General features: G+C 71.0%; 19 protein-coding genes. 8 read left to right on the top strand and 11 right to left on the bottom strand.

What is annotated here, in order from left to right; genetic code table 11:
- Positions 1–17: 17 nt before the first annotated feature.
- The 9 genes from ACFU5K_RS18580 to ACFU5K_RS18540 all read right to left on the bottom strand — a co-directional run bounded on the left by ACFU5K_RS18580 (position 18) and on the right by ACFU5K_RS18540 (position 14,739).
- Complete coding sequence (locus ACFU5K_RS18580; protein ID WP_384062650.1) at positions 18–773, bottom strand: ABC transporter permease; 756 nt, start codon at positions 771–773, stop codon at positions 18–20.
- The gene (locus tag ACFU5K_RS18575; protein WP_384062647.1) at positions 770–1,747 is read right to left on the bottom strand and encodes an ATP-binding cassette domain-containing protein; all 978 of its coding nucleotides are present in this window, start codon (positions 1,745–1,747) and stop codon (positions 770–772) included. Before ACFU5K_RS18575 ends, ACFU5K_RS18580 begins: the two co-directional genes overlap by 4 nt.
- A 43-nt stretch (positions 1,748–1,790) precedes the next feature.
- A complete protein-coding gene (locus tag ACFU5K_RS18570; RefSeq protein ID WP_384062644.1) occupies positions 1,791–2,918 on the bottom strand; it encodes a metalloprotease in 1,128 nt (375 codons plus the stop codon).
- Positions 2,915–4,057 carry a lantibiotic dehydratase C-terminal domain-containing protein gene (locus ACFU5K_RS18565; protein ID WP_384062641.1) on the bottom strand — a complete coding sequence of 381 codons (1,143 nt, stop codon included), beginning with the start codon at positions 4,055–4,057 and terminating at the stop codon, positions 2,915–2,917. The genes ACFU5K_RS18570 and ACFU5K_RS18565 overlap by 4 nt, the downstream gene beginning before the upstream one ends.
- Positions 4,045–6,807 carry a lantibiotic dehydratase gene (locus tag ACFU5K_RS18560; protein ID WP_384062638.1) on the bottom strand — a complete coding sequence of 921 codons (2,763 nt, stop codon included), beginning with the start codon at positions 6,805–6,807 and terminating at the stop codon, positions 4,045–4,047. Before ACFU5K_RS18560 ends, ACFU5K_RS18565 begins: the two co-directional genes overlap by 13 nt.
- A 12-nt stretch (positions 6,808–6,819) precedes the next feature.
- The gene (locus ACFU5K_RS18555; protein WP_384062635.1) at positions 6,820–8,448 is read right to left on the bottom strand and encodes a nitroreductase family protein; all 1,629 of its coding nucleotides are present in this window, start codon (positions 8,446–8,448) and stop codon (positions 6,820–6,822) included.
- 44 nt (positions 8,449–8,492) lie between these two features.
- A complete protein-coding gene (locus ACFU5K_RS18550) occupies positions 8,493–10,418 on the bottom strand; it encodes a TOMM precursor leader peptide-binding protein (protein ID WP_384062632.1) in 1,926 nt (641 codons plus the stop codon).
- Entirely contained in the window at positions 10,408–12,651 is a 2,244-nt protein-coding gene (locus tag ACFU5K_RS18545; RefSeq protein ID WP_384062629.1) for a TOMM precursor leader peptide-binding protein, read from the bottom strand. The genes ACFU5K_RS18550 and ACFU5K_RS18545 overlap by 11 nt, the downstream gene beginning before the upstream one ends.
- A 183-nt stretch (positions 12,652–12,834) precedes the next feature.
- A complete protein-coding gene (locus tag ACFU5K_RS18540) occupies positions 12,835–14,739 on the bottom strand; it encodes a BTAD domain-containing putative transcriptional regulator (RefSeq protein ID WP_384062627.1) in 1,905 nt (634 codons plus the stop codon).
- 576 nt (positions 14,740–15,315) lie between these two features.
- Here ACFU5K_RS18540 and ACFU5K_RS18535 point away from each other — a divergent pair.
- The 8 genes from ACFU5K_RS18535 to ACFU5K_RS18500 all read left to right on the top strand — a co-directional run bounded on the left by ACFU5K_RS18535 (position 15,316) and on the right by ACFU5K_RS18500 (position 25,818).
- The gene (locus ACFU5K_RS18535) at positions 15,316–16,341 is read left to right on the top strand and encodes a helix-turn-helix domain-containing protein (RefSeq protein ID WP_384062624.1); all 1,026 of its coding nucleotides are present in this window, start codon (positions 15,316–15,318) and stop codon (positions 16,339–16,341) included.
- Between the two features lie 465 nt (positions 16,342–16,806).
- Positions 16,807–17,385 (top strand): CGNR zinc finger domain-containing protein, encoded by a 579-nt coding sequence (locus ACFU5K_RS18530; protein ID WP_384062621.1) that lies wholly within the window; start codon positions 16,807–16,809, stop codon positions 17,383–17,385.
- Positions 17,386–17,774: 389 nt separating this feature from the next.
- Entirely contained in the window at positions 17,775–17,954 is a 180-nt protein-coding gene (locus ACFU5K_RS18525; protein ID WP_384062619.1) for a hypothetical protein, read from the top strand.
- 1,253 nt (positions 17,955–19,207) lie between these two features.
- Positions 19,208–20,563, top strand: coding sequence for an ABC transporter substrate-binding protein (locus tag ACFU5K_RS18520; RefSeq protein WP_384062617.1), 1,356 nt, complete (start codon positions 19,208–19,210; stop codon positions 20,561–20,563).
- A gap of 67 nt (positions 20,564–20,630) precedes the next feature.
- Positions 20,631–21,551, top strand: a complete 921-nt coding sequence (locus ACFU5K_RS18515; protein ID WP_384062689.1) for a carbohydrate ABC transporter permease — start codon at positions 20,631–20,633, stop codon at positions 21,549–21,551.
- Positions 21,548–22,447 (top strand): carbohydrate ABC transporter permease, encoded by a 900-nt coding sequence (locus ACFU5K_RS18510; RefSeq protein ID WP_384062615.1) that lies wholly within the window; start codon positions 21,548–21,550, stop codon positions 22,445–22,447. The genes ACFU5K_RS18515 and ACFU5K_RS18510 overlap by 4 nt, the downstream gene beginning before the upstream one ends.
- Entirely contained in the window at positions 22,444–24,513 is a 2,070-nt protein-coding gene (locus ACFU5K_RS18505) for a beta-galactosidase (protein ID WP_384062612.1), read from the top strand. Before ACFU5K_RS18510 ends, ACFU5K_RS18505 begins: the two co-directional genes overlap by 4 nt.
- A gap of 327 nt (positions 24,514–24,840) precedes the next feature.
- Positions 24,841–25,818: a LacI family DNA-binding transcriptional regulator gene (locus tag ACFU5K_RS18500; protein WP_384062686.1), complete on the top strand. Its 978-nt coding sequence runs from the start codon at positions 24,841–24,843 to the stop codon at positions 25,816–25,818.
- Between the two features lie 111 nt (positions 25,819–25,929).
- Here the strand turns inward: ACFU5K_RS18500 and ACFU5K_RS18495 are convergent, their stop codons facing one another.
- Together ACFU5K_RS18495 and ACFU5K_RS18490 are read right to left on the bottom strand one after the other, a co-directional pair.
- Positions 25,930–26,364: a hypothetical protein gene (locus ACFU5K_RS18495; protein ID WP_384062609.1), complete on the bottom strand. Its 435-nt coding sequence runs from the start codon at positions 26,362–26,364 to the stop codon at positions 25,930–25,932.
- A gap of 18 nt (positions 26,365–26,382) precedes the next feature.
- Positions 26,383–26,805, bottom strand: a complete 423-nt coding sequence (locus ACFU5K_RS18490; RefSeq protein WP_384062606.1) for an organic hydroperoxide resistance protein — start codon at positions 26,803–26,805, stop codon at positions 26,383–26,385.

Raw genomic sequence — 26,805 nt, 5'->3', positions numbered from 1 at the left:
GCGCCGCGTGGGGGCGCTCACGAGGACCTCGTCCAGCGGAACGTCCGGACCGCGATCACACCGAAGACGAGTGCGAACACGGCCAGTCCGGCGCAGCCGACGGTGACGTCCGAGCCGTCTCCGCGCCCGGTCAGCGCGTGGGACACCGCGTCGTTGAGGTAGCGCAGCGGCATGAGCAGGGAGACCTTCTGCAGCCAGGCGGGCATGGCGTCCAGCGGGAAGAACGACCCTGACAGGAACGCCATGGGCAGCATCAGGAAGTTGGCGACGGCGGCGACCGACTCGGGGGTGTCGGCGAGCGAACCGATGATCACGCCGAGCAGCAGGAACGTGGTGATGCCGAGGACCATCACCGGGATCAACAGCGGCCACCCGGCTGCGGGTTCGAGACCGAACAGCGGCAGCATCGCCACCCCGACGAACAGGAGTGACTGCACCAGCCCCACCGCCAGGGCGATGACGTAGCGGGAGCCGATCACGGCGGACAGCGGGGCCGGGGACATCCGGATCAGCCGGAGGATGTCGTCGGAGCGCCACTGCATCAAGGTGAACGCGATGCCGAACACGGCGGCGTTGGCGACGCCCCAGGACAGCACTCCGGCGGCGGTGTACGAGATGTAGGACAGGCCGCTCTGCTCGACCGCCTGGCCCCGGAAGATCAGGCCGAAGACGACGAGGAAGAGGAGCGGGAAGGCGAAGGTGAAGAACAGAGTCGTCCTGTCGCGGACCTGGGCACGGCAGCCCGCTGCGGTCAGTGCGGCGTACGCGCTCATGACTGGTGCTCCGGGGTGGTTTCGGCGGTGCGGCGGAGGGTGTGCGGATCCCGGGCGAGCCGGGCGGTGAGGTCGAGGTAGACGTCCTCCAGGCTGGGTGTGCGGGTCTGTACGCCGTCCAGGCCCACGAGTTGGTCGAGGGCACTGAGCACCCTGCCGGTGGTGCGGGTCTCCAGGACCAGGGAACCGCCCTGGACGGTGACGCGGTCGACGCCGGCGACGGCCGCCGCCTTCCGCTCGTCCAGCCGGCCGAGCGGCAGCAGGAGCCGGCTCGGTGCGCGGGAGGCGTCCACGAGGTTGTGCGGGCTGTCGGTCACCGCGATCCTGCCGTCGACGAGGATGGCGATGCGGTCGCAGAGCGCCTCCGCCTCGTCGAGATGGTGCGTGGTGTAGACGATGGTGCGCCCTTCCGCCTTCAGCCCGCGCAGTACGTCCCAGAGGTCGCGCCGGGCCTGCGGGTCGAGGGCGGCGGTCGGCTCGTCCAGGAAGATCAGCTCGGGGCCGTGGACGAGGGCGGACGCGATGGCGAGGCGCTGACGCTGCCCCCCGGAGAGGTTCTCCACCTGGACGTCGCGCTGCCCGGTGAGCCCCACGGAGTCGAGGGTCGCGTCGACGGCCGCCCGGGAGGCCCCGTAGAGCGCGGCAACGGTGCGCAGGTGCTCGTGGGCGGTCTGACGTACGAAGAAGGCGGAGGACTGGGTCTGTATGCCGATGCGGGGCAGCAGGGTGGTGTTGCGGGGCCACGGGGACTCGCCGAAGAGGGCGACCGATCCGGTGTCGGCGTGGCGCAGCCCTTCCATGATCTCCACCAGGGTGGACTTGCCGGCTCCGTTGGGGCCGAGGAGACCGAAGAACTCGCCCCGGCTGATGTCCAGGGACACGTCGTCGACGGCCTGCCGGTCCCCGTAGCGTTTGGAGACCCCCTGCACGTGGACGGTGGTGGGCGTGGGTCGCATGGCCTGTTCCTCACTCATGTGGTGCGTGGTCCTTCGGTTCGGGTGCGTGCGAGCGGTCGGGTCACGTGAGAAGCAGGAGCACGCCGGTGCAGGTACCGGCCACGGCGAGCAGGATCAGGAGGACCGACCCGGTGCCGTACGCCGTGTAGATCAGCCGGGCGCGGCGGGGATAGGCGGAGGCGGCCTCGGGGCGGGTGCGGCGCAGGGCGAGGTAGGCCCTGGTCTCGGGGGCGAGGTGGGCGGTGCGCAGGAGGTGGCCGAGCATCCGGTAGCCGTCCAGCGGGGGGAGCGGGACGAGGTTGCTCAGCGCCTGGACGCTGCCGAGCAGCAGCAGTCCGGCGAGCAGGGGGCGGGCCGGGGCGCCGCCGGGGAGCGTGGACCACCAGATCCCGAACGGCAGCAGCAGGACCAGGTTGATGTACGCCCCGGCCCCTGCGATCACGAGTTTGGCGCGACGGCCGGGTATGAAGAGGTAGTCGTCGACGGTGCAGTACAGCATCGCGGCCGGGAAGCGCCACCGCAGGCCGATCTCGGCGACATGGCCGCCGAAGTGCTGGGCGGCGACGCCGTGGGCCAGCTCGTGGACGGTGATGCTGATCCACAGGAAGAGTGCGACGGCCCCGAGTACCACGGGTTGGCGGGTCAACTCGGCTGCGCCGCGCATGAGTTCGCCGGTGTTCAGGGCGAGGAGCAGCACCAGGGCGAGCACGGCGGCGAGCAGCGGCAGCTGGATCGCGCGGTGCAGCAGGGGGCGCAGGATCCGGTGCAGCCGGGCGGTGGTCGCGTCGGCGTCGGCGACCAGCCGGCGGGTGCCGCGCCAGAGACTCTGCGCGGGTACTGCGGAGGGTACCGGGGCCGGCGGGTCGGGTGCGCCGTCCAGCAGGCCGCGCGCGCCGAGGAGGCCCAGGAGCCGGAACCAGCTGTCATCGGCGAGACGCCGGCCGAAGCGGGCGGCGTACTCGGGAGCCAGGTCGTCCAGGTCCCTGGTGCCGTCCAGCCGCGAGATGACGAAGTGCTCTTTGGTCCTGACCTCCGACACCGCGCCGGTGGCGGGGTGCCGGATGAGGTGCACGATGCGGGGGCCGCGCAGCAGGGGCGGGCCGATCCGGACCCCGGCCCGCAGCGCGGGACGGTAGGCCCGGGTCGCACCAGGGTCCACCGGGGCGGGGACGTCGGGGGTGGCGCTCATGCGCCGGCCGCCTTCGGCGCGCCCGCCGCGTCCGGCGCTCTCAGGACCTGGCCGAGCATGAAGGAGAGGTACGCCTCGTCGCGGATCGTCACGTGGAGCCGGTTGTTCGTCATGTGCATGTAGGGGGACAGGAGCCGGGGCAGCACGGCGGGCACATGGGTGACCGCCTCCAGCGGTGCCACGTCCGCGGGCTGTGCGCGTTCCTGACCGGTGTCCTCCCGGGCGGGCCCTTCCCAGGCCGGGAACAGCAGTTCGCCCCGGGTGGTCAGGTCCTCGATCCGGCCTCGCAGTTCGAGACAGTGCTCCGCCCAGCCGCGCAGGAAGCGCGGCAGCCGCCCCAGCTCGCCGCTCCGGACGGAGGTCCGGATCTCGGCGAACCGGCGTCCCAGCTGGGGAGCCATCCGCGCGTACGTAGCCTCGTACTCCTCGGAGCCGATGAAGCCGGTGCCGGGAAAGGCCCGGTGCCAGAAGGCGTAGTAGCTGTCCAGGTAGTCCGCGAGGCGGTCCTCCTCGGGCAGGAAGCAGCCGGCCATCACCATCATCAGCTGGGCGGAGGTGCCGAGCAGCACGGTCCGAAGGTGCAGGTTCATGGTGCGGAAGGCGTCGATGACCAGGTCGCTGGAGTGGCGGAAGTGCCATTCGGCGAGCTCGACGCCGGCCGGTCCACCGTATTTTTCGTACTCCGGGGCGTAGGGCTCGTACGCGAAGGAGTTGTTCGGCCGCAGGTTCATCCTGCCGTCCCCGCCCATGAAGCGGGCGCGGTCCTCGCCGGGGAACTCGATGTCGAACAGTGCGTTGTAGAAGTCCTTCAGGAAGCCGGAGTCGACCTCGTACAGGGCCGGGCGGCTGCGGAGGAAGCCGCTGAGCGCCTCCTCCGCCCGGCGCTTGACCTCGGAGGCGGCCTCTGCAGATGCGGGGCGCAGCCGGAGGCGGACGTGCGGGCCCTCCAGCCAGTAGTTGATGAAGAAGTGGCCCGCGAGAAGCCCGTCGGCGGTCAGGCCGTCCACCAGCGGCCGAACGCAGTTGACCAGCATCGGCTGCGGGCTGGCGGCGTAGAAGACGTGAAGTGCGATCCACTCCCCCGGCGACTCGGCCGCCGGTTCGGTGGTGGCGGGGCGGGGATCGGTCAGTTCCGGCATGTTGGGCCGTCCTCGGTGCGGGAGGGGCGGGAAGTGAAGGTCTCTACGGCCAGTTCGGCCACGTGGCGGCCCTGTGCGGAGGTCAGGTGCAACCCCTCCTCGGTGGGGAGCATCTCGCGCAGGATCACCGCGGTCCCCGGGGTCCGGTCCACGAGGGCTTCGAACGCGGTCAGGGAGAGGGGGCTGTCGAAGTCCACGTACAGGGGCTTGGCACCCGGGGTGCGGCGGCCGGCCCCGAGGATCGTGGCGAAGACCTGGTCGGGCAGCCCGTGGCTGCGGCGCCAGCGCTGCCAGTCCAGGTACCACAGCGCCTCGTCGGCCTCGGGACGGCGGACCGGGAGGGCGGTGGCGTCCGCCGTCCAGCTGCGGCGGCTGACGACCACGTCACCGTGCGCCACCCGCGGCCGGCGGGTGACACCCTCCACGGCGGGGCCCTCCGGGACGCCACCCCAGACGTCGCTCGGCGTCATGGTGCTGGGCGACAGGAGCAGCAGGGTACGGGGGATCTCCGGCAGGGCCACCGGGACGAGGTAGCCGAGGTAGACGGGAATGACCTCGCGGTCCAGCCGGCGCGAGCGCAGCACGAGGCGGTCGGCCACCTCGTCGTGGACGAGGTAGAGGTCGTCCAGGTGTATCCGGTCGGCCTCGGGCACGGTGGACGTCTCTCCGGGGCAGACGATCTGGTAGTCCGTCATACGGCCGTGGAGGTTGAGGTTGCTGGTGACCGTACCGCCCGTCACTTCGGCGAACACCGCTCCGAAGGGAAGCCGTCCGCGCAGTTCGTCCCGCAGCCGAGCGGAGAGGCCGGGGGCGTCGGTGGGGTCGTAGACGTGGGTGAAACGGCTGAAGGGGAAGGCGAGTCCGCCGTACGAACGGTTCAGGACGACCATGGGGCCCTCCGGGTGGCCGGGGACGGGCCCCGACACCTGGATGTGATGGCTCTGCGGAATGAAGTCGCCTGCCACTGAGGCGAGTTGCCCGGCGACGGAGGCGAGGAGGTCATCCGGCAGCTGCACCTCGTCGGCCGCTCCCTCCTTCGACCACAGCTCCCTCATGCCGGACACGAAGCCTCGGCGGGCGTCGTCCAGGGTCCGCAGCGCGCTCTGGCCGAGCCAGTTCTCCTCCGGGACGTAGACGCCGTCCTGGTCGAAGGCGGTGCGCTTGGCGGTGAACGAGGTGTACTGGTCGAAGAAGTCCTCGTGGAAGTCGTGGACCAGGCCGAGCAGGTCGTCACAGCGTCCACCGCGCCCGTGGCGGGCCGTGAAAAAGCCGCGCAGGGTGATGCGCTGGGGCAGTGTGATGTCGAATATGGGCAGGACGCCCTCGACCGCCCGCAGGGCACGCCCGGTCTCGCCGGCCAGCAGGCCCGGCGGGCAGACGAGGTCGCCGCCCGCACTGACGTCCTCGTACAACAGGGTCTGCGGGAGGGTCGGTTCAGCGGCGCCGAGCTCCTTCTGCGCCTGGAGAAGTCCTTCGCGCAGGGTGCGCAGCAGCTCCCGGCGGGTACGGACGTCGGCGGCCGGGTACGCCGCGAGGCACGCGGCCGGACCGTCCAGGCTGTCGGCCGCCGTTCCGGCCCAGGGAACCCCCAGCCCGCGCAGGGCCTCCTGGAAGGAGCGCAGCGGGTCAGGGCTGTGCACGTCGGTGCGCAGTCCCGGCACCCGGACCATGCCGAGTTCGAGCAGCGCGGTGGCGTACCGCTCGCACTCCGAGCGCTCGGCACCGTGCTCGGCGCGGAGCCATTCGACCAGGTCTCGGTGGCGCAGCCCCTCGCGGCTGCCGAAGAGGGCGAGCAGCCGCTCCAGGGTGCCGCTGGTGCGCAGGTAGAACAGCCTGTCGCGTACGGCGTCGAAGGTCACAGCTGCGCTGTCGTCCCCGGCGGTCACCCACTGGCGCACATAGCGCACGCGGTCCGCGTCACGGGCCCAGCCCGGGGAGAGCACGACGGGCAGGTCCTGGCGGCGCACCGGGTCGGCCAGGACGAGATCGGCGATCCGGTTCAGAGCGACGACGCTGAGCCGGACGTGACTGGTCCACTCCTCGCCGACCCGCAGGGCGGCGGTGGTGTCGGCCGGGTCGCCGTCGAAGGTACCGAGGGCCACCGCGGTGAGCGTGGAGAACGGGCTGGTCTTGCAGGCGGTGCGGTAGAGGTAGGTGAGTGCGGACCGCTCGATCTTCCGCATACGGCCGCCGGGTTCGGCCCGGGTGTCACTCAGGTAACCGTCGAGCCGCGCGTCCAAGGCGGGTGACGCGAGCAACAGCCCCTTGCGGAAACGGTCGTGGGACAGGTGAGTGCGCAACTCGGCTCGTGCACAACGCAGTTCTTCGGCCAGTCCCACGGATCCCTTCTCCAGCAGCGCGCCGTAGCGTGCCCGCTCGGCGAGCCAGGCCGAGGCGCGGTCGCCGATGGCCTCGTCGAGACCGGAGACCAGGCGTACGGAGGCCGAAGGGGCCGCGGGCAGACGGTTGTTGTACACCTGGCGGCGCAGGGCGAGCAGGGCCCGGCGGGCAGTGCCGCCCGCCGCGTCGGCGGCCGGGACCAGTCCGTGCAGCAGGTCGCTCAGTGCGGCACCTTCGCGGGCGAGGTGCTCCTCCTGGGCGAGGATCTCGTCGGCCCATCGCCGGGTGCGGGGGCAGCGCAGCCCGTGGACCGCCTCAACGGGCAGCCCGGCGGCCCGGAGCACGAAACGCCGGCCGGGCTCCCACCGGCCGGTCTCGCGGGGAGCGGTGTCGGACGTCAAGAGGGTCATCAGGTCTCCCCGTCAGGCGATCTCGTGGCGGAAGTCGGCGGGCCGGGGCCGTTCGTTACCGAGGGGCATGATCAGCAGGGGCGCCTCGTCGCCCCCGGCCAGGCCGAGCTTCTCGATGAAGGAGATGTTGTCGAAGCCCAGCGCCACGCCCGCGCCGACCCCGAGGGCCGCGGCAGCGACGTAGAACGTCTGGGCCACGGCGCCCGCCGTGCCGACGGCGAGCCGGTAGCCGCGGTCCCCGACCGCGTCCAGGACGGCGGTGGTCCGGACGGTGGGCACCAGGACGGCGCCCGCCTGCTCCAGGTTGTAGTTGGCCAGGAAGTAGTTCTCCTGGAGGAAAGCCCCCTGGTGACCGGCCTCGACGAGCCGCAGTTCGCCCGTGTCCGGATCGTAGGCGTACGCGCCAGGTTCAATGCCCTCCACATGGCTGACGAAGGCGTAGAGCCGCGCCTGCCGCACGGCGCCCTCGGGGTCGGCGTCGCTCTCCAGCGAGGTCGCCGCGCAGGCCGCGAGGACCGCCGAGAGCTGGGCCGGGGTGAGCGGCCGGGCGGCGTCGAAGCGGCCGAAACTGCTGCGCCGCTCCCGCAGTGTCCGGCGCACGGGTGCGTCGGGGAAGGCCGCGGCGGGCAGCGCGACGCGGGTGCCCCCGGCGGGCACCGGCAGGGCGGCAGCCGGGGCGAGCGCGCCGGGGGCGGGACGGCCGGCCGCGTGCGCGGTGGTCGCGGTGTGCATGGCACGCACGGTCGGGAAGTCAAGGACGGTACGCGACCGTTCGACGTCCCGGTGCCGGACGGCCGGGTCGGGTCCTGGGACGGTGACCGTTCCGGCGGAGGGGCGGCGCTCGCCGGCCCAGCGCAGCGGGACGACGGCGAAGACGGCCTCCTCCTCTCCCGCTGTGCCGAGCAGCCCGTTCAGCCGGGGCTCGTCGAACCACAGGACCGGCGCGGTCCGCAGCCCGCGGGCACCTGCCCAGATCCGCCAGGTCTGTACGAGTGTGCCGAGGTCGGTGGAGACCACGTGGTAGGAGAAGCTGTTGTACTTGAACGTGTTCTGCCAGTACTTGACGCCGAGGATCAGGTACTGGTCCGTCTCCAGCGCGTCGGCGGGCGCGTCCGGGCCGAGCGCTTCGCGGATCCTGGCCGAGACGTCACCGGTCAGCAGCCGCTGCACGGCATGCCGGTGGACGTCGTAGTAGTGGATACCGGGAGTGAGCGGACCGGACGGGCCGCACGCCCAGTAGATGCTGACCGGATAGAGCCCGCCGCCGCCCGCCGTGCCCCTCGACCAGTTGGCGTGGGTGTAGAAGGGCAGGCCCGACAGGTCGCTGTTGGCCTGGATCCCGAGGCGGCGGCCAGTCAGCCCGTACGAGTCCTTGAGCATGGCGGAGAGCAGCGGAAGCGTGAAGCCTGCCGGGTCAGGCGCGACGGCGGGATGCGGCGCGGATGCGCACGCCGGGAGCAGCCCGCGGGCCACCGGAGCGTCGGGGAGGCCGTCGCCGTCCGGCAGGACGCAGGGCTCCACTGCGGGGTAGAACTTCCCCTTGCGCGGCCCGTCGGGCCAGTTCGGCACGAAGTCCGCAGGTTCCATCGGGACGCGGCCCCGGTGCAGGACGGCGTCGGCGTACTCGTGGGCGTACCCCATGGGGCCGGCCCCCTTTCTGATGGGCGTGCCGAACGGATGGCCCGTCACGGGAACGGGTGCGGCGCTGGGTTGAGGCCGGCATCCCCGAGGACGGTGCGCATCCGGGGCATGCGGCGGGCGCGCTGACGGGACCAGCCGAAGTCGATGGGGACGAGACCTGGCACCAGGACCTTCACCGTGTGCAGCCCGACCGCGCGCTGCTCGGGCAGGGTCTGGTCGACCACCACGACGTCGTACCCGGCGGCGGTGACCGCGCCCACCGAGCGCTGCAGGTCCTCGCGCAGGTCCGGGGCGGCGGGGGCGCCGTCGGCGTCCGGCCACACCAGGTCTGCGACGGTGAGCATGGGTTCCGGGACTTCCTGGCGCAGCAGGAAGTCGGCGTGCCGCCCCATCTCCGGGACACCGTAGGCCAGCGGGTGGTCGTGCAGGGTGGTGACCCGGTCGAAGTCGGAGGCCATGGCACGCAGCCGGGCCTCGTCGCGCCGGGTGCGGCCGACCAGATTGACCGAGTCGGTCGCGATCTCGCAGAGCGCGGAGTCCAGCGCGGACTCCGGGTCGAGACCCGCGCCCGCTCCGAAGCACATGCGCCCCACTCCCCCGTCGAAGCGCTCGGCGACGGCGGTGACGACGGGGACGGGGAAGCTGATCCGGGTGTCGAAGAAGCGGGCCCGGTAGCCGTACATGGCGAGCCGGTCCACCATGTGCCGGGTGGCGGGGCGGGCGCTGGTCGCGGGGTCGATCTCCCGAAGGGGCAGCCGCCCGTACCATGCGAGCAGGAAGGCGTCCCGCTCGACGACCTCCATCAGCCCGAAGTAGGCGGCCTCTTCCGTACTGCCGCCGGAGGCACAGCCGTTGGAGCTCTCCTGCACGAAGCGGTTCTCCAAGCCGGGGGCGTGGTAGTAGGCCAGGATCTCGGGGACCGGGCGAGGCCTGGCGTCACGCAGGGACCAGCCCCACACCCAGGGGATCTCCCGGTCCGGGGCGAAGGGGCGCACCCGGGGGTTGGCACGGTAGAACTCCTCGGAGTACAGACCGGTTTCGCGGGGGTCCAAGGCGTCGGGGCCGAGATCGTCCAGCGACGCGGTGAGGCGGGTGGTCTTCGCCCGGGCGCGCATCCCGGCATAGCGCTCCAGCCCTTCCAGGACGCCGATGCGCTGGCTGTGCGCGTAGGTGCCCGCGTGACCGCCCCAGAAGGTCTCGCGCAGGTACTCCCCGGACCGGGTGGAGAAGCAGCCGACCGTCGCGGAGGTGGTGGTGGAGGCAACATCGCAGATGACGGACGGGCCGAGCGCGCCCCAGTGCGGATTGGCGTAGGCGTCCACGGGCAGTTGGTAGTCCTCGATCCGCCGCACCCGGAAGGCGCCGTGCCGGTACTTGGGTGCGGGCTCAGGGGCGTATGCGGCACCGTCGGCGGTATCCGGCCGGGGCGCCCCGCAGTCGGGGCACTCCGGATCGGGCACCAACGGGTGGCTGCGCACGGTCATGGCGTCCAGGTCCACCAGATGCACCCTCGGGTACGGGCCCGGGTCCGGATCCGAACCGGTGAGGCCGGCCAGGAGCGCGGCCACGGCTGTCACGGCGAAGGGCACGGCGTACGGCCATTCGCCCACCGACCATGTGGCGGAGCGGAGTTCGAGCCCTTCTCGAAGCGGTACCGAGCGCACGCCCTGCCATCGGCGCGCCAGGCAGGTCCCACAGCCGGCCGCCCGGCCGTCGGTGGGCCATGGCCCGACCAGCACCTGCCGCCCGTACAGGTGGACGGGCACAGCTCGCCGTTCCGCCGGAGCGGCGCCGGTGCCGGCGTACGCGTCGCGGACGCCGAGAGGAGCGACCCCGACGGCGGGCGCGGCGGGCGCGAACTCGCCGAGTGCGCGCTCCAGGGCCTCGGCGAAGCGACGCGCGCACCCGGCCCGTGCGGTGGTCCCGGAGCGCTCAGGTGCCCGTGTCGGCGCGGAGACGTCAGCACGCATCGGTGACTGCCCGGGTGAGCAGGACGCGCACGGTGCAGACGCCGGCGGTGGGCAGGTCAGCGGCGTACGTGGGCGCGACCAGCGCGTCCCTGCCGGTGGCACGCAGGCGGTCCAGGACGTGGGTCCAGTCAGTGGCGGGGCCGACCGGACCGGACTCGGAGCGGGTGACCGTGATCAGGGCCGCGTCCAGGTCACGGAGGAGGGGGTCACCGGTGTCGGGCGCGGCGCCCGCCCCGCCCTCGGCGTCGGCCGCGTACTGCGTCTCGCCGAGCAGATCCCGGACGGCGTCGACGACGGCGCCCGAGGAGTCAAGGGCGGCGCCGACGGCCCAGAGGGCGGATCCGGACGCCCGGGCCAGGACGACGTGGGCGCCCGAGCGGCGGGATTCGCCGAGGTCGAGCAGTTCCACGGCCAGACCCAGGTGGGCGGCGGAGCGGAGGAGGAACGTCACCTCGGGGTCGTCTCCGAGCGCCCCGTGCGGGATCACGGTCACCTCCCCCGCCTGCCTGACAGCCCGGCCCAGGGCGTCATGGGCGAGCGCGGAGAGCAGTCCGCAGCCGGCCGCCTCCGGAAGGTCGGCCCCGGCCCCCGCACCTGCGCGGGTGGGCTCGAAACGCCGGTCGGCGTTGTCGCGGCCGAAGGGCCGCACGGCCCCTGCGGGCACCCGCACCTGCTCCTTGGTGACGAGCGAGGTGGCGGGGCTCCAGGCGGTAGGGGTGGCGAGGCCGGTACCGGAGGCGATGGTGAGGACCGCCGGGTCCACGGCGGGCACCGTGTCGTCCACGGTGGGGGCTGCGAGCACCACATACTCGGCGTAAACAACCGCCGCCGCGTTCAGGGCACGCAGCCGGGCCCCGGCGGTGTGGTGGACGTCGAAGGCGGTGACGGTGCGAAGTCCGCGCGGGCCCAGGCCGACGGCGACGGAGCCGACCTTCAACGGGGTCTGCGTCAGGGGCTCGTCCGCGTAGTGGGAGAAGGCCCCGGCGTGCGGGCGGACCAGCACGGATCGGCGCTCCAGTTCGGCCAGCGGGCCCTGGGCGGCATCGTCGTCCGGTGCGGTGGCGACGGTCGGCAGGAAGGCCGGGCGCGCAGGGGCCGAGGACAGGTCGACCGGTTCGGGGGAGGTCGCGACAGGGGCACAGAACGGGCAGCGCGGGTGGGGCAGGAGTGGCTCCGAGGCAACGTCGAACGACGCCATGTCCTGGATGAGCAGCTTGTTCCGGGTCTCGGCGGGGAGCGCCTCCGTGACCAGACGGAACACCTCGTAGCCGAGCAGGTTGCCGAGCATCGCGGCGAGCGGCCCGGCGGGCTGGGCGCCTGACGTGCCGGTGCCCAGGGCGAGCCCGCTCCACAGGTCGGCGGCCGCGTCGCCAGCTCCGCCGGCGGCGCCGAGCCGCAAGGCGGCACACGACCAGCAGCCCGTCGACCCGGCCGTCATCACCGGTCCGACCACCGCCCGGGACCCGTACGTCCAGGCGGGCAGCAGCGTCCGGCCCTCGGGCACACCTTCCCGCAGGAGGGCGAGCACGGTGGCCGGTACGCCGGGCCCGGCGGCGGCCACCACGACGTCGTACCCCTCGTACGCCGCCCAGCCCGCCGGTCCGGCCGCGGTGTCCGGCAGCACCGCCAGTTCCACGGGGCAGCCCTGTTCGGCGAGTCCGGCCGTCTCGCGGTGGACGGTCGCGAGCTCCTCGGTGGCGATGCCCGCGGAGCCGTCCAGCAGCGCGGGAGCGACGGCCACGGCGGCACAGCCGTTGCGGATCAGCGACAGCACGCACCAGCGGGCCACCGGGCCGTCGCCGAGTACGGCGACCCGGGTGGTGCGATAGCGGGCGAACCGGGTACCGGCGTCGTCGGCGTAGTGGTCGATGTAGGCGATCTGCTCGGCGAAGCGGGCGGTGACGGCCGGGGATACGGTGAGGGCGTCGACCGGCCTCTCCTCGGGCGGCGGCACCGGACGGGCGAAGCCACGCGCGTAGAGCGCCGCGACGAGTTCGCCCACCATCGCCTTCTGCCGCTCCCCGAAGCCCTGGCAGATCTCCTCCACGGATCTGCTGCCGTCCAGGTGAGGCACCAGGAGGCTGGCGAACCGGTAACCGGACTTGGCGGTGAGCTGGAACCCGCCGTCCGCGTTGTGGAAGATCACCCCGCTCGGCGTCTCGGTGAACAGGACGTCGCGCCGGACTCGCGGCCGGGTACCGGCGGTCTGTGCGTACGGCGTTGTGGTTGCCATGCGTGCGTCACACCTCTTGTTCGGGGGGGGGCGGCCCGGGGTCGGGACCTTTTCGCTTGTGGTGCCGGGGGCACGGATCTCGGGCGCCTGACGGGGTGCAGGGGATGGGGCTCGTGATCTTCTATGGAGTGGAGTGGGGTGTTCGTCGGGGCCCGGCGCAGAGCCGGGCTCGGTCGGTCAGCGTCAGCGCAGGGCGGCGGCGCTGCCCACCGCGGGGATCTCCTGGCGCCGGGGCGGGCGCACCAGGGTCGTCGGCGCGTGTCCTTGGCCGGGTGCCGTGGCCCGCCGGGCGTGCGCCCGGAGCAGGTCGTGCATCCAGAAGGCTCCGGGCCTTCCCTCCTCCAGGAGGCCGGCGTCGAGGAGCCGCTCCATCACCTCCTCCGCCATCTCCGCCGGGATGCCCAGAACAGCGGCGGCCTCGTCGGCGGTCAGCGGGTCAGGCGCTCCGGCAAGCCTCAGATGCGCCTCGGCCAGCGCCGGGGGGAGCCGCTCCAGCGCCTCGTCCAGGGTCAGCGGCACCGACATCCGGGGATCGTCCGCCAGGGTGAGCCGGGCGGGCAGATCGCGGCGCAGCCAGTCAGCGCAGTCGGCCAGGGGCAACCGGGGCCGGGTGAGCAGCCGGGCGGCGGCGATGCGCAGCGCCAGCGGGTGGTGCCCGCACACGGCGGCCAGCAGACGGGCGGCCGAGGGCTCGGCCTCGACCCGTTCACGGCCGAGTACGGCGATGAGCAGAGCGTAGGACTCCCCGGGTTCGAGGGCGCCCAGGCGGTGCACGGTGCCACCGTGCGTGGCGACGAGTGCGGCGAGCCCCATCCGGCTGGTGACGATCGCGGCGCCCCCCGCATTGGCGGTCAGTAACGCCCGTACCTGGTCGGGGTGGACGACGTCGTCCAGGATCAGCAGGGCCCCGCCACGCCCCGCGGCGGACGTGGCAAGTGAACGGCGCAGGTGCTCGGTGGCTTCGCGCACGGGCTGCGGGGTGCCGTCGGGGCGGGTCATGGTGATCAGGACACAGCCACCCGGGTAGTGGGCCGCCACCGTGTGGGCGGTGTGCAGGGCGAGCGCGGTCTTGCCGATGCCGGGCGCTCCGGAGAGCACCGCGACGGGCACGCGCCCCGGCAGGTCGCGATTGGACTTCAACAGGTCAGCCAAGGCGTCGACTTCGCGCTCACGACCGGTGAAGCACGGCACGGTGGGCAGCGGTGCGTTCTCCGAGGCCGTGTCGTCGGGTCGTCCAGCGGGGCCGGCCCGATCCTCGGCGCGGGCGCCCGCTTCTCCACCGGTCGCGTGCCCGGTCCGGGACTCCGACGCCGGTGCGACCGAGACGGAGACACGGCCCGTCTCGGTGCTGCCGAGGTCGTCGCCGCGCAGGATCGCCAGTTCGAGCCGCCGGAGTCCGGCCTGCGGGTCGACACCGAGTTCGTCCCGCAGGTAGCCCTTGATCCGGCGGCACTCCGCCAACGCCTCGCTCTGCCGACCGGTGCGGTACAGCGCCAGCATGAGCTGCTCCGCGAACCGTTCGTGGCCCGGGTATACGCGCGTAACCTCCCAAAGATCAACGAGCGTCTCGCGGCAGCGACCGCGCTCCAGCTCGACGTCGCAGACCCGCTCCAGCACCCGCAGCCGCTCCTCCGCGAGCCGAGGCACCTCATCCCGGTGCAGCAGGTCGGAGGGCACGTTGGCGAGCAGCGGGCCCCGCCACAGCGCGAGCGCCTGGCGCAGGGTGTAGAGCTCGGACTCACCCCCGGAGGCGCCCGCCCGGTCCACGAGCTGCCGGAAGTGAAGCAGATCGAGGGTCTCGGCATCTGCGCTCATGCGGTAACCGCCGGCCACCGCCACGACCGCCTGGTCCTCGATGCCGTACTTCGCGAAGATCCGGCGGAGCCTGAGGACGCAGCTCTGCAGCGCGGCCTTGGCGGTGGCCGGCTGCTCCTCACCCCAGACGACGCCACGCAGATGCTCGGTGGAGACCACGGAGCCGGGGCGGATGAGCAGCGCGGCCAGCAGTGCGGTCGGCTTGGAGGGCGGCAGAACCACTACGTCCCGCCCGTCGGTGATGCTCAGTGGCCCGAGCAGTTGGAATCGCACTCTCGCCCGCCTTCCCCTCGTACCTCGTCCCGGCCCGCACCGTGCGGTCGACCCTCCGGCTCACTGCCAGCCGAAGTCGTGACGGCCCCGGCCGGGAACGGGTGGGCCGGGGGGAGCCGGGGGACGGACGTGGCCGGAGGCTCCACCGGAGAGGGGCGCCCCGACGGACGCGGCGGCGGCCGGAGCGACGGGTGGGGTCCCGGCCCGGGCCGGAACGGCAAGGATGACGACGGCGAACCCGGCGAGGACGAGGGGCACGAGTCCCGGACAGGAAGCGCGGTGGAGGCGGGTCATATGAGGAGCCCTTCCGACTGTCTGTGGGAAGCGGTCTGCAGCATGGCGAGTTTTGTATGAAGTGATGCAACGGTGAAGGTGGGGCCGGTGGACCGATGAGGCCATGGCCTCTTCCGTCCAGTCTTCGTGAACCCGGCCGCACTGGCGCGAAAGGCCCCTGCCCGAACGGACGGGCTCGTGTCATGATCTCTGCCGAAGCATCATCGGAGAGTCGAAGAGAATCCATCGTGACCTGCGGCGACAACCATCCGGGGGGCGCCCGTCTCCTGGCAAGGAGATACGATGCTCGGCCCTTTGGGTCTGGATGCCACGGCCGAGGCCGTGTACCGCGCGCTGCTCGGCCACCCGCACGCCACCGCCCCGGAACACTGCTCGCGACTCAACCTGACGCTGAATCAGTTTTACTCTGAAATATCTGAGTTGACGGACCTGTCACTCGTCCGTCCCGCCACAGGTGACGACACCCGCCTGGTCCATGTGGTCGATCCTAGGCTCGCCCTGGAGACACTGCTGGCCCGCCAGCGTGCCGAACTGGCGGCGCGGGAGCAGCAAGTGCGGGCGGGCGAGGCGGCGGTGGCCGATCTCCTCAGCGCGCTGCCGGCCTCGGCCCCCGGCACGGGTGGGTCGCCGGTGGTGCACCTGGACGGCGTCGACCATGTCCGGGACTATCTGGACCGGCTGCACGAGGAGGTGACGGAGGAGATCCAGACCTTCGCCACGGGTGGTGCGCAGACCGAGGAGAACATGCGCGCCTCCCGCCCGCTCAACCAGCGGCTGCTCGGGCGCGGCGTGCGTATGCGCACGGTCTACCTGGACAGCATCCACAACCACGCCCCCACTGTCGCGCACGTGACCTGGCTGGCCTCGCTGGGCGCCGAGGTCCGTACCGCGCCGTCGCTCAGCACCCGCATGATCATCGCCGACCACCGAGTGGCGTTGGTGGCTCTGGACGACCAGGACTCCTCGCTGGGGGCGCTGGTGGTGACCGGGAGGGGGCTCATCGCGTCGTTGGAGGCGTTGTTCGAGAGCGTCTGGGACCGGGCGGAACCGCTGGACCAGGCGGAACCGCCGGGCCGGGAGCAGAAGCACGATGACAACACGCTGACCCGCCAGCAGCACGAGACGCTGCGGCTCCTGGCCCGGGGGTACACGGACGAGGCCATAGCCAAGAGGCTCGGCGTCTCCCCCCGCACCGCCCGCCGCATCGCCACAGGCCTGCTCGTGCATCTGGACGCACGCAGTCGCTTCCAGGCGGGCGTTCACGCGGCCCAGCGGGGCTATCTGCGAGCAGGTGGGCCCAAGCCGTAAGGGGGCGGGGGTACCAGCGAACCGCCGGCGCTCGACCGGAGGCCCGCTGGGCAGGCCCGGTCCTGCCGGCGACGAGTGGCCCACTTCCGCCGTCCTTGAGCACGCTGATCGCGGCCGAAGACATCGAGGCCACCCCCATCGGGCTCCCCACGACTGCCGGGCGCCCTACCCTGCCGGAGCCGTCGTCCCGAGTCACCCACTGGCGGAGGAGCGGATTGCTGCTCTTCAGTGATCGTCTGCCTGCGTCCACCATCCGACTGCCGCCTCCGCTCGCTCATCCGCGGTCGCCGTGCGCCGCTCCGGTACAGTGACACCCCGTACGTCACCAGTCAAGGCAGTGACGAATGGAGGTGCCCTCTTGAGACGTGAGGCAGGGCGGCGGCTGCACCCTTGCTCCCGCACGGCAGCCGTGGACCACAGGGCCGGGTTCTTGCGTCCCAATTCGTCACCATTTAGACTGGTGACATGATGCATGCGTTCGCAGGAGGTGCCCAGTCCCTCGACTTCGCAGGAACCCTGCGCTACCGACACCGGGCCAACCCCCGCGAAGACATGCACTCCCCCGTCGCCCTCAGCACATGGTTTCGCGAGAGCGGCATCCTGGACCGTGAAATTCCGTGCGGACCGACAGACCTCCGCGACGCCTGGATCCTCCGAGAAGCCGTCTACCGACTGATCCTGGCGAAGATGTCCGGCCACGTCTCCGATCAGGACGCCCTGACACTCGTCAACGACTATGCGCGCAAGCCCGCCCCCGTCCCCCAGCTCACCCCGGACGGGCAGCGGCATGTCGCCGAGCCGTCCGTCGAGCAGGCGTTCGCCGCCGTCGCCCAGGACACCATCTCGACCCTCGGCGGGCCGGAGGCGGCACTGCTCAAGGAGTGCGGCAATCCAGAGTGCTCGCAGGTCTACATCGACCGCTCCCGGGGATCACGTCGGGAATGGTGCGCCATGGACCCGTGCGGCAACAAGATCAAAGCCGCGGCTTACCGAGCCCGCAAGCGCATGGGCGAACTGAAGGCGACTTCCAGTCGCTCGCGATAGCCGGGCACCCCGGCCATGAGCGCCGGACAGACTCAAGACGGGGCACAGATCGCGGCCACCTTCCCGAGTAAGCCGGCGGCGACCGCTCGGGCCGCCCCGATCGGCCCGAGCGGTCGCGGTGATCATCTTCCCGCTCGACCGCCCCCGCCCGGCCGGGAGGCCACCTGCCGGAGCACGCAAAGACGATCGCTCACCCGCTTGACCAGTGACGATGAGTAGTGCAATCATTGCGTCACCGATTCAACAGGTGACGCACAGGGACGCACACCTCCGCACGTGACGATCCCCGCTTCTCCGCGTCGATCGGGTCACAGGAGGCAGCAACCTCCACCGGGGACAGGAGACTCCCTGCCGCCCAGCGCACGCCGGACACACAGAGAGGCGCCGAAATGGAGCAGGAACACGAGCTCGTGGACGCGGCACAGCTGCAGCGCACCCTGCGGTTCTCGAAGCTGCCGGATCCCATCCGGCTGACGGACACCGTGGAAGAGCGGCCTGCCGCGCCACGCGACGCTGAAAGCGGTGCCTACAACTCGGACTGGTGGCTCATTCGCATGGGCGGCCTGTGACCCACGGCGCTGGAGGGCGATCGGCCTACTTCCGATCCACCCCCCAGAACGCAGCCGTGACGCACCCGTCAGAGGAACAGAGACATGACGCTCTCCCGAAAGAGATCTGCTTGATGGCCCGCACGTTCATTCTCAGAGTGACCTCGATCGCAGCTGCCGGCGCCGTGACGCTCGGATGCTTCCTGCACATCTTCTAGCCCCGTGACCGGCGGGCCGGGCTCTGGTCGCGCACGGCCCTGTGGCCCGGCCGGATGCCCGACGACGTCCTCGCAGCCCGGTCCCCCGCACCCGCCCCCGAGAGGCCCGCCGAGGGAAGTACCCGGCAGGCCCACGTGGAACCAGCCGACCCGCTTCCTCACCGCGCACAGCCGCCTCGGGCGGCGTCGTACCGGCCGGCACCTCGCACAGCACCGCCGGCCGGTGAGCCTTCCCGGCCACAGCCGGAGGTGGACGGAAAGCTGCGGCGAGCCCGCCCGGAACCGTACGGTAGAAGCACTTCACGCGGACGGGCCGCACGCCCCGCCCGCAGGTACAGCCCGCCCGCGACGGCTGCGAGTCAGCACAGCCGTGGGCCGATGCGCCGCCCCCCAACGCCGTCGCGACACGGCCGGAATCCCGGCAGGGAAAGCAGCTCTTCCCCGGCAACGAGCGGGGCGTCCTCATATCTGTTGATCAGCCCGCCGCCCCAGGCTGCCAGCCACCTCCGAGGACCCTCCAACCGCCCCCTTGATCCCGTCAGGTGCTGCTGTCTCTCGCGCGAACCTCTGTCCCGCCAGAGGACAGCACGCGCTCTTCAGCACGAGGGATAAACGCTCTCCGAAGAGACCTACGCAGCCAACCTCCCCAAAGACCGTCACAGTCAGCGGCGTTGTCACTCCGCTCACTCGTCACCACCCCTCGCAAGGACTGGAACGGATGAGGACGGAGCCACCGGCCCGCTCCAAACCCTGGAAAGCCGACATCCACATCGATATCGGCCTCGATGCCCCCTGGACCGCCCCCAGTTCGGCGCGCTCGCACACCCTAACGTAATCGATTCCGCATGACGAGAGATCACACGCCAACACGAGGGGTGATCATCAAACTAGCAGGTCAAAGGCTCTTGAGTACTCGTCAGCAGCGTTTCGGGCAGGTCACGAAGGGGACTCGGAAGTTGCGAGTCATTCCCAACCTATTGACTTCGGCCGATTCTTGTCGTGATGGTTGCGCCCACCGCTTCGTCGGAGCGGCATCCCGGTGTAAGGAGCAACCTCATGGCGATGCGCGATCGCACTTCCCTGGCCAGGCGCTGCACGCTCGGCGCGGTGGTGCTGGCCCTCACGGCAGCGACGGGCTGCGGTGGCGGTGGCGGCGATGAGAGCGGTTCGGACTCCGCTTCGTGCAAGCCTTCCTCCGGCAAGGTCACGCTGGACTACTGGTCCTGGGTCCCGGGCATGCAGAAGGCCGTCGACGTCTGGAACCAGCAGAACCCGGACGTCCAGGTGAAGTTGAAGACGACCCCCTCGGGCAACGCCGGCACCTATCAGAACCTTTCCAACGCCCTCAAAGCCGACAAGGCTCCGGACCTCGGCCAGATCGAGTACGACTCCCTCGCCAGTTTCCGGATGAAGAACGGGCTGCGGGACATCGCCTCGTGCCCCGGCGTGAGCGACGCCGGGCAGAAGTTCGTGGACTGGACGTGGTCGCAGGTCGAGTTCGGCGCCGACGGCAAGGACGGCGTCTGGGCCGTCCCCCAGGACACCGGCCCCATGGCCCTGTTCTACCGCAAGGACATATTCGACAAGCTCGGCCTCAAGGCACCCACCACGTGGGACGAGTACGCGGCGGACGCCCGCAAGCTCAAGGCGGCGGGCAAGTACATCACCCACTACTCGCAGACCGACCCGAACTGGTTCACCGGTCTGCTCTGGCAGAACAAGGCCACCATGTTCGAGCGCGAGGGCGACGCGTGGAAGGTGACCGTCGACCGGCCCGAAAGCCGTCAGGTCGCCGACTACTGGCAGAAGATGATCGACGACAAGCTCGTCGCCACCGACCTTCAGGGCTTCTCCCCGGCGCTGTACAAGGCTTGGAACGACGGCGAGGTGGTCACATGGATCAGCGCGGCCTGGGGCTACAGCACCATCCGGGACAACGCGAAGTCCACCGGCGGGAAGTGGGCGGTCGCTCCGATGCCGCAGTGGCAGGAGGGTGGCCGGCAAGCAGGCAACTGGGGCGGTTCCACCACCGCGGTGCTCGGCGGCACCGAGCACCCGGCAGAGGCCGCCGAGTTCGCGCTCTGGCTGAACTCCGACCCCGAGGCGCTGGAGATCCTCAATCGTGAAGGCGGCCTCTACCCGGCGTTGAAGACCGGCCTCGACATGCCGGCACTCAAGCAGCCCGTCGACTTCTACGGCAAGCAGAAGATCTTCGACGTCTTCGCCGAGGCCTCGTCCGACGTGGACACCGACTTCACGTGGGGCCCCACGATGACCGACACCTACCGCTACCTCAGCGACGGGACCGCCGACGTCATCGGAGGCAAGGCCACCCTCGGCGACGTGCTCGAGCGGACCGGTTCACAGAGCGTGGACTCCCTGCGCAAGCAGTCGCTCGACGTGACCGGCTGACCGGACCGGTCAACTCCCCTGTTCATCGCCGCCCCGCCCGGGCGGCAAGGAACAGCACCCGCAAAGGCTGCCAACAGTGATACCCACCAGAACACCGGCCGAGGTGCGTCGCCGCCCGCGCCGCACTCTCGCTCCCTACGCCTTCCTCGCCCCGTTCGTCATCCCGTTCGTCCTGTTCACACTCGTACCGGTCGGATACGCGTTCTGGCAGAGCCTGCACAAGACCGAGCGCACGGGCGGGACCTTCGGCCGCACTCACTCCGTCTTCGCAGGTTTTGACCAGTACGCGGCGGTCGTCAAGGAACCCTTCTTCGCCGACAGCGTGCTGCGCGTCGTCGGCTTCGCCCTCGTCCAGATCCCGGTCATGCTCCTGCTGTCCCTGGTCCTCGCCCTGCTGCTGGACTCGGCCGTCGCGCGCGCGAAGCGCTTCTTCCGGCTGGTCTACTTCGTCCCGTACGGCATCCCGGGTGTCGTGGCCGCCCTGATGTGGGCGTTCCTGTACGACCCGCGACTGTCACCCGCCGTCGACCTTCTGCACTCGGCGGGGGCGCACGTGGACCTTCTCGGGCCCGGCGCGATCCTGTGGTCCATCGGCAATGTCGTCACCTGGACGTACACCGGCTACAACATGCTCATCCTCTACTCCGCCCTGCAAGCCGTACCCGCCGACATCGGGGAGGCCGCGCGGGTGGACGGCGCGAGCGGATGGACCGTCGCCCTGCGCATCAAGATTCCGATCATCCGTCCCGCCCTCGTACTCACCGGGGTGTTCTCCATCATCGGTACCTTCCAGCTCTTCACCGAACCACAGGTCTTCCGATCGATCGCCACGAGCGTGACCAGCACCTACACGCCCAACCTCGCCGCCTACTCGCTCGCCTCCGGTGACAACTACAGCGAAGCCGCCGCTCTGTCGGTCCTGCTCGCGGTGGCGACTTTCGCACTGTCCTTCGCGTTCCTGCGCTTCACGTCCCGGAGGCAGGCATGAGCATCCTCACCCGCACCGACGGAGCCCACGCGACCTCGACGCCGGCCGGTCGCAGGCCGCGGACAAGCGCATCGACCGTTGTCACCATGGTCTTCATGATCCTGGTCGCCGGTTACATGCTGCTCCCCGTCTACTGGCTGCTGGTGTCATCGACCAAGAGCCAGGCCGACCTCGTCACCACGCCTGGACTCCTGCCGGCCCAGTGGCACTTCGGTGACAACCTCAGCGCCCTCTTCGACCACCAGGACGGCGTGTACTCCCGATGGCTGCTCAACAGCCTGCTGTACGCGGGCGCGGGCTCGGCCGTTGCGACCGTGCTGGCCGCCGCGGCCGGGTACGCCCTGGCCAAGTACACGTTCCGGGGCCGTGAGGCGATCTTTTCCGTGGTTCTCGGCGGGGTTCTCGTCCCCGCGACGGCGCTGGCACTGCCGCTGTTCCTCCTGTTCGCCGAGGTCGATGCCACCAACACGTTCTGGTCCGTGTTCCTGCCCAGCATCGTCAGCCCCTTCGGGGTCTACCTCTCGCGCATCTTCGCCGCCGCGTCCGTCCCGGACGAGGTGATGGAGGCCGCGCGCGTGGACGGCGCGGGCGAGTTCCGCATCTTCCGTACGATCGCGATGCGCCTGATGTCGCCGGCGCTCGTCACGATCTTCCTGTTCCAGTTCGTCGTCATCTGGAACAACTTCCTCCTTCCCTTGGTGATGCTGCAGGACGAACGTCTCTACCCCGTCACCCTCGGCCTGTTCACCTGGCAGTCGCAGACCAGCCGCCTGCCGGAGCTTCAGACGCTCACCATCGTCGGCGCCCTGGTGTCCGTCGTCCCCATCGTGCTCACCTTCCTCCTCCTGCAGCGCTACTGGCGCGCCGGACTCGCCGCCGGAGCCGTGAAGTCATGACCCCTTCCCTGGCCGACATCACCCGCCGCTTGGGAGGCGTCGCCTACGGTGGCGATTACAACCCTGAACAGTGGCCCCGCGAGACCTGGCTCGACGACGCCCGTCTGATGCGCCAGGCCGGCGTCAACCTCGTCACCCTGGGCGTGTTCTCCTGGTCCCGCATCCAGCCACGCCCTGGGGTCTACGAATGGGGCCTGCTCGACGACGTACTGGACCTGTTGCACCGTCACGGCATCGCCGTTGACCTGGCCACCCCCACGGCCGCCCCGCCGCCCTGGTTCACCCGGCTGCATCCGGATGCCAGACCCATGACGGCCTCGGGGACCCGGCTGGCCCACGGCAGCAGGCAGGTCTTCTGCCCCAGCAGCCCCGCCTACGCCGAGGCCGCCGACAACCTCGTAGCGGAGCTGGCGCTCCGCTACGCCGACCACCCCGCGCTCGTTCTGTGGCACGTCCACAACGAGTGGGGCAACCACAACGCCCTGTGCTACTGCGACACCAGCGCCGAAGCCTTCCGAGTCTGGTTGCGGGAGCGGTACAAGACACTCGACGCGCTCAACGAGGCGTGGGGCGGTGACTTCTGGAGTCAGCGTTACGGTGAATGGGAGGAGGTGGATCCGCCCCGCGACACGACCGCGTTCCGCAACCCGGGGCAGGAACTCGACTACCGCCGCTTCTCCTCGGACGCACTGCTCGAACGGCACCGCGCCGAGACGGCCGTTCTGCGCCGGGCCGCCCCGCACGTCCCCGTCACCACCAATCTGATGGGGACGCTGGAGAAGAAGGTCGACGGATACGCTTTCGCCGCCGAATGTGACGCCGTGTCGATCGACCACTACCTTCCCGCCGCGGACCCGAACGGCCACATCGACCTGGCGCTCAACGCCGATCTCGCCCGCGGGATGGCCGCTGGCCGGCCTTGGCTGCTCATGGAGCATTCGACCTCCGCCGTCAACTGGCAGCCGGTCAACGTGGCCAAACGGCCCGGTGAGACGCGCCGCAACAGCCTGACCCACCTCGCGCGGGGCGCGGACGGAGTGCTGTTCTTCCAATGGCGGCAGTCCCGCGCGGGGGCGGAGAAATGGCACTCCGCGATGCTGCCCCACGCCGGAGCCGACGGCCGCGTCTTCAAGGAGGTCAGCGCCCTCGGCGCCGAACTGCAGTCCTTGCGCGAGGTGACCGGCACGCGCGTGGTCGCTGACGTGGCCGTCCTGTTCGACTGGCACAGCTGGTGGGCGCTGGAACTCCAGGCCCGCCCGTCCGGCGAGTTCCGATACCTGGATGCCGTGCGCGACTGGTACGAGGCACTCTGGAAGCTCGGCGTCACCTGCGATGTCGTCGCTCCGGGCGCCGATCTCACCTCGTACCGGGCGGTCATCGCGCCCGGCCTCTACCTCTTGTCCGGCGAGGACTCCGACAACCTCACCCGCTACGTCCAGCAGGGAGGTCACCTCGCGGTCGGCTGCTTCAGCGGCGTCGTCGACGCGTACGACCGGATGCATCCCGGCAGCCACCCCGGCGCGCTGCGGGAGACCCTCGGCCTCGTCGTCGACGAGTACCTGCCGTTGAGGCCGGGCGACGAGGTACGGCTGGAGGACGGCACCGGGGTGCTGCAGTGGGCGGAACGCGTCGAGCCCCGCGGCTGCAGCACGGTCCTCCGTTTCGCCGATGCGCCCGAGGGCGGACCGGCCCGTGGTGGTCCCGCAGTCACACGCCACGACGTCGGGCAGGGCGTCGGCTGGTACACGGCGGCCAGGCTGTCCCCGGACGCGCTGCACACCGTGGTGCGTGCGCTGTGCGACGAGGCCGGAGTCACTCCGGCCGCCCGCACGCCCTCCGGCGTGGAGGCGGTGCGACGCGTCGGCGATCAGGGATCGTACCTCTTCCTGATCAACCACACGGAGCAGAGCGTGCCGGTCGCGGTCGGCGGTGTGGGCCTGGCGAACGCCGAGGTGCACGGCGGCGAAGCGGTCGTACCCCCCGGTGGCGTGGTCGTGGTGCGCGAGAGCGTCCCGCCGGCCGGGAACCGACGGGACACGAAGCCGGGTCGGGAAGACTCCACATGACAGCTGCCGTGACGAGGTGTTCGGATTTGAGCGGTCCGGTACGCCGCCCTTTTCGCCTGCGTCACTGCGGCTACCGATCGCGACCGTCGTCGGCCACGACGTGCCCGAACCCTTCGGGCCACCTCCGGGTGTGACGTGCAGGGCGGCCGGAAGCAGCCGGGTGACAAGCCCGCTGATCCGGTCGCCTGTCATACGTGACACGGAACCTGGCGGGGCACCGAAGGAGCGTGCGGGAGCCGTGCCGCGAGAGCGCTTTCACCACGTTCGGCCTGGTGAAGTAGGGTGACCCTTCCGAGAGGAAGGGGTAGCGTGCCAGAGCGGGTCACCATGGCCGATGTCGCTCGTGTGGCCGGAGTTTCTTCCGCCACTGTCTCGTACGTGCTGTCAGGCAAGCGCCCGGTGGCACCCGAGACCCGAGCCGCGGTCGAAAGCGCCATCTCCGATCTGGGGTTCTCCGTGAACGCCACGGCACGCAGCCTGCGGACGGGCCGGTCGAGCCTGGTCGCGCTGATCGTGTCCGACATCGCGAACCCGTTCTTCGCTCAGCTTGCCGCCACTCTGCAGGAGGAGTTGCGAGGCCTCGGACTGCACGTGGTCGTGTGCAACACCTGGGCACGGCGGGACGAGGAACGTGCGCTGCTGGCCGAAGCAGTGCAGCAGAGGTTCGCCGGGGTCGTGATCACTCCGTTCCGGCTGCGGCCGCAGGACTTCCAGCTGATCGCGGATGCCGCAATACCCGTCGTGGTCAGCGCTGACGTCTCCTTCGGTCCGCTCGACCTCGTGACGCCCGACGCACGAGCGGCCACTCGGCGCGCCCTGGAACAGGTCGCCGCGGCGCAACGTCGGCGCATAGCCGTGATCGCGGGGCCCCGGGACGCCACGGGCGGGGATCCGCGACTGGAACTCCTGCGATCCCTGGCCCTTCAGTACGGCATGCCGCTGCCGCACGAGTTGGTGGTGAGGGGCGAGCACACCCGCGAGGCCGGAGCTGTCGGGTTCGGGGAGCTCATGAGCCGGGCGCATCGCCCTGACGCCGTCTTCTGCAGCAACGACGTCATCGCCGTCGGTGCGATGGACAAGGCGCACGAGATGGGCATCGATATCCCGGGGGACGTGGCGCTCGTCGGCCACGACGACGCGTCCTTCGCGTCCCTGGTGCGCCCCCAGCTGACAACGATCCGGTATCCGGCGGCAGATGTGGGCCGTGCGGCCGCCCGGCTGCTCACCGAGCGCCTGCACGGCGGGCGCGACGTACACAGAACCGTGCACATCAGGGCCGAGTTCGTAGCACGCGCCACCGTGTGACCGTCCTGGCCGGCCGGCCGGTCCACGACCCGTCAGGCGCGTGAAGGCAGCTCAGGACCCGCTCAGTCGGGCGGGCTGGGCCTTCTTCATGACGCCTTGGGACCTCCTGGCTCAACCCCTGCGAGCCTCCCCCGGAACGCCTTCAGAGGCATCGGAAGCCAAGGCGCCGTCGAGCCACGCGGCAAGGGCGGTCACCGCGGCGGCATCTGCGTCTGCGAGACGTCGGACGAACGGCAGTGCGTCCTCATCCGCCGCTGTGCCGGTGCGGGAGAGGACGGCGAGCAGCGCCTCGTGGGCGCGCGCGGGCGACGACGGACCTGTGAGGTCGACGAAGTTGCCCCCGTGTTCGGTGAGAGCCTGCGCGAGCCAGGCGTCGGTCTTCTCGCCCCGCGGGTCCCTCCGGCGCGCGACGAGGGCCCCGGCGGCCTCGTCGCCAAGGCCGCTCGGCACCGTGGCCGTGGGGCGGCCGGGGCGACGGTCCGGTCCGACGTCACGGCCGGCAGTGCGCTGCAGCGCTTCGCACTCGGGACCCGCGGATCGGGACACCCGCCGATTTCCTGCGGGTCAGACGGCGAAGGCGTTGATGGTGACGGGGATGTTCCCGCGTGTCGCCTTGGAGTAAGGGCAGATCTGGTGCGCGGCGTGTGCGAGATCCTCGGCCTCGGCCTGAGTGATGCCCCCGACCTTGAGGTTGAGGACGGCGGAGAGGGAGAAGCCGTCGCCGCCGTGGTCCAGTGTCACATCGGTATCGATCTCGGTACTGGTCAGCCGGACCTTGCGCTCCGATGCCGCAAGGCGGACAGCGCCGAGGAAGCAGGCGGACCAGCCCGCTGCGAAGAGCTGCTCGGGGTTGGTGGCCGTGCCGGCCCCGCCGAGCTCCCTCGGCAGCGACAGGTCCGTGTCCAGAAGGCCGTCGTCGGACCGGGCATGACCGCCGTTGCGGCCCTCGCCGGTGACCTTCACAGCGGCGGTGTACTTGTGCGACAT

Origin of the sequence: Streptomyces sp. NPDC057428 (genome assembly GCF_042803195.1) — a bacterium.
Taxonomy (GTDB): domain Bacteria; phylum Actinomycetota; class Actinomycetes; order Streptomycetales; family Streptomycetaceae; genus Streptomyces.
The sequence above is the reverse complement of the archived record's forward strand: the minus strand, read 5'-3'. Positions and strand labels throughout refer to the sequence as shown.

Coding starts and splice junctions, on each gene's coding strand:
- ACFU5K_RS18560 (WP_384062638.1), bottom strand. CDS start 6,807: ATGACCCTCTTGACGTCCGACACCGCTCCCCGCGAGACCGGCCGGTGG.
- ACFU5K_RS18580 (WP_384062650.1), bottom strand. CDS start 773: ATGAGCGCGTACGCCGCACTGACCGCAGCGGGCTGCCGTGCCCAGGTC.
- ACFU5K_RS18565 (WP_384062641.1), bottom strand. CDS start 4,057: ATGCCGGAACTGACCGATCCCCGCCCCGCCACCACCGAACCGGCGGCC.
- ACFU5K_RS18500 (WP_384062686.1), top strand. CDS start 24,841: ATGGCCGATGTCGCTCGTGTGGCCGGAGTTTCTTCCGCCACTGTCTCG.
- ACFU5K_RS18570 (WP_384062644.1), bottom strand. CDS start 2,918: ATGAGCGCCACCCCCGACGTCCCCGCCCCGGTGGACCCTGGTGCGACC.
- ACFU5K_RS18545 (WP_384062629.1), bottom strand. CDS start 12,651: ATGGCAACCACAACGCCGTACGCACAGACCGCCGGTACCCGGCCGCGA.
- ACFU5K_RS18530 (WP_384062621.1), top strand. CDS start 16,807: ATGATGCATGCGTTCGCAGGAGGTGCCCAGTCCCTCGACTTCGCAGGA.
- ACFU5K_RS18575 (WP_384062647.1), bottom strand. CDS start 1,747: ATGAGTGAGGAACAGGCCATGCGACCCACGCCCACCACCGTCCACGTG.
- ACFU5K_RS18490 (WP_384062606.1), bottom strand. CDS start 26,805: ATGTCGCACAAGTACACCGCCGCTGTGAAGGTCACCGGCGAGGGCCGC.
- ACFU5K_RS18535 (WP_384062624.1), top strand. CDS start 15,316: ATGCTCGGCCCTTTGGGTCTGGATGCCACGGCCGAGGCCGTGTACCGC.
- ACFU5K_RS18525 (WP_384062619.1), top strand. CDS start 17,775: ATGGAGCAGGAACACGAGCTCGTGGACGCGGCACAGCTGCAGCGCACC.
- ACFU5K_RS18555 (WP_384062635.1), bottom strand. CDS start 8,448: ATGGGGTACGCCCACGAGTACGCCGACGCCGTCCTGCACCGGGGCCGC.
- ACFU5K_RS18520 (WP_384062617.1), top strand. CDS start 19,208: ATGGCGATGCGCGATCGCACTTCCCTGGCCAGGCGCTGCACGCTCGGC.
- ACFU5K_RS18505 (WP_384062612.1), top strand. CDS start 22,444: ATGACCCCTTCCCTGGCCGACATCACCCGCCGCTTGGGAGGCGTCGCC.
- ACFU5K_RS18550 (WP_384062632.1), bottom strand. CDS start 10,418: ATGCGTGCTGACGTCTCCGCGCCGACACGGGCACCTGAGCGCTCCGGG.
- ACFU5K_RS18510 (WP_384062615.1), top strand. CDS start 21,548: ATGAGCATCCTCACCCGCACCGACGGAGCCCACGCGACCTCGACGCCG.